General features: G+C 65.0%; 1 protein-coding gene. It reads left to right on the forward strand.

Annotation, left to right across the window (positions count from 1 at the left end):
* Positions 1–3,254 (forward strand): Ig-like domain-containing protein (locus tag WT24_RS07840; RefSeq protein WP_257127446.1); only part of this gene is annotated, 3,254 nt, incomplete at both ends.

Raw genomic sequence — 3,254 nt, forward strand, 5'->3', positions numbered from 1 at the left:
GGTGGTAGTACGGATGACGCAACGCCTACTCTTGCTGGCACGGCGGAAGCGGGCAGCACAGTGAGCGTTTATGACGGTACGACGCTGCTGGGTACCACGACAGCGGACCCGTCCGGAAACTGGACGTTCACGCCGCCGACGGCGCTGGGTGAAGGCGCACATAGCCTGACCGTCACTGCAACCGATGCCGCAGGCAACGTAAGCACGCCAAGCACGGCATTTAACCTGACGATCGATACGACGGCGCCTGCATTGCCGACGGTGAACGCGACGGACGGTACATCGCTGTCGGGTACAGCCGAAGCTGGCGCAACGGTCAACATCGATACCAACGGCGACGGCACGCCGGACGCAACCGTGACGGCGGACCCGAGTGGCGCATGGACGTATACGCCGTCGACCCCGCTGCCGGTTGGCACGGTGATTGGCGTGACGGTCACCGACGCAGCAGGCAATACGGGGCCGTCTGCCTCGGTAACGGTGTCGGGCGACACGACGGCGCCTGCGGTGCCGATCATCGGCACCGTGACGGACGACGTGGGCTCCATTGTTGGCGCGATCGTTTCAGGCGGCAGTACGGATGACGCAACGCCTACTCTTGCTGGCACGGCAGAGGCAGGTAGCACGGTGAGCGTCTATGACGGCACGACGTTGCTGGGCACGACGACGGCAGACCCGTCCGGAAACTGGACGTTCACGCCGACCACGGCGCTGGGTGAAGGCGCGCACAGCTTGACCGTCACCGCAACGGACACCGCGGGCAACGTCAGCGCACCGAGCGCATCGTTCGCGATCACGATCGATACGACGGCTCCTGCATTGCCGACGGTGAACGCGACGGACGGTACATCGCTGTCGGGTACGGCCGAAGCGGGCGCAACGGTCAACATCGACACGAATGGCGACGGTACACCGGATGCAACCGTGACGGCGGACCCGAGTGGCGCGTGGACGTATACGCCATCAACCCCACTGCCGGTTGGCACGGTGATCGGCGTGACGGTCACCGATGCGGCAGGCAATACGGGTCCGTCTGCTTCGGTGACGGTGACGGGCGATACGACGGCACCGGCCGCACCGATCATCGGCACCGTGACGGATGACGTAGGCTCCATTGTTGGTGCGATCGTCTCTGGTGGTGCTACTGATGATGCAACGCCGACATTGAGCGGTACTGCGGAAGCGGGTAGCACGATCAATGTGTACGACGGCACGACGCTACTGGGCACGACGACGGCAGACCCGTCCGGAAACTGGACGTTCACGCCGACTACTGGTTTGGGAGAGGGCGCACACGCAATCACGGTGACTGCAACGGACACGGCAGGCAACGTGAGTGTGCCGAGCGCGGCATTCGACCTGACGATCGATACGACGGCGCCTGCATTGCCGACGGTGAACGCGACGGACGGTACATCGCTGTCGGGTACAGCCGAAGCGGGCGCAACGGTCAACATCGACACGAATGGCGACGGTACACCGGATGCAACCGTGACGGCCGACCCGAGCGGCGCGTGGACGTATACGCCATCGACCCCACTGCCGGTTGGCACGGTGATCGGCGTGACGGTCACCGATGCGGCAGGCAATACGGGTCCGTCTGCCTCGGTGACGGTGACGGGCGATACGACGGCACCGGCCGCGCCGATCATCGGCACCGTGACGGACGATGTGGGCTCGGTTGTTGGCGCGATCGTTTCAGGCGGCAGTACGGATGACGCAACACCTACTCTTGGTGGCACGGCAGAGGCAGGTAGCACGGTGAGCGTTTATGACGGCACGACGCTGCTGGGCACCACGACGGCAGACCCGTCCGGAAACTGGACATTCACACCGACTACTGGTTTGGGAGAGGGCGCACACGCAATCACGGTGACTGCAACGGATACGGCAGGCAACGTGAGTGCGCCGAGCGCAGCATTCGACCTGACGATCGATACGACGGCGCCTGCATTGCCGACGGTGAACGCGACGGACGGTACGTCGCTGTCGGGCACGGCGGAAGCGGGTGCAACGGTCAACATCGATACGAACGGCGACGGTACGCCGGACGCCACTGTGACGGCCGATCCGAGCGGCGCGTGGACGTACACCCCCTCGACCCCGCTGCCGATCGGCACGGTGATCGGTGTGACGGTCACCGATGCGGCAGGCAATACGGGGCCGTCTGCTTCGGTAACGGTGTCGGGGGATACGACGGCGCCTGCCGCACCGGTCGTTGTTAGCGTCACGGACGACGTGGGTTCCGTTGTTGGCGCGATCACTTCTGGTGGTGCTACTGATGATGCAACGCCGACATTGAGCGGTACTGCGGAAGCAGGTAGCACGATCAATGTGTACGACGGCACGACGCTGCTGGGTACCACGACGGCAGATCCGTCTGGAAACTGGACGTTCACGCCGAGCACGGGTTTGGGAGAGGGCGCACACGCAATCACGGTGACTGCAACGGACACGGCGGGCAACGTGAGTGCGCCGAGTGCGGCATTCGGCTTGACGATCGATACGACGGCGCCGGCGGTGCCGACGGTGAACGCGACGGACGGTACGTCGCTGTCGGGTACGGCGGAAGCGGGCGCAACGGTCAACATCGATACGAATGGCGACGGCACGCCGGATGCAACCGTGACGGCCGACCCGAGCGGCGCATGGACGTATACGCCGTCGACCCCGCTGCCGGTTGGCACGGTGATTGGCGTGACGGTCACCGATGCGGCAGGCAATACGGGTCCGTCTGCTTCGGTGACGGTGTCGGGCGATACGACGGCACCGGCCGTACCGATCATCGGCACCGTGACGGACGACGTGGGCTCGGTTGTTGGCGCGATCGTTTCAGGCGGCAGTACGGATGACGCAACACCTACTCTTGCTGGCACGGCAGAGGCAGGTAGCACGGTGAGCGTTTATGACGGCACGACGTTGCTGGGCACCACGACGGCAGACCCGTCCGGAAACTGGACGTTCACGCCGACCACGGCGCTGGGTGAAGGCGCACACAGCCTGACCGTCACCGCAACGGACACTGCGGGCAACGTCAGCGCACCGAGCGCGTCGTTTGCGATCACGATCGATACGACGGCTCCTGCATTGCCGACGGTGAACGCGACAGACGGTACGTCGCTGTCGGGCACGGCGGAAGCGGGAGCGACGGTCAATATCGACACGAACGGCGACGGTACGCCGGACGCCACTGTGACGGCCGACCCGAGCGGTGCATGGACGTATACGCCGTCGACCCCGCTGCCGATCTGCTA

The organism is Burkholderia sp. MSMB1078WGS (genome assembly GCF_001528895.1).
GTDB lineage: Bacteria > Pseudomonadota > Gammaproteobacteria > Burkholderiales > Burkholderiaceae > Burkholderia.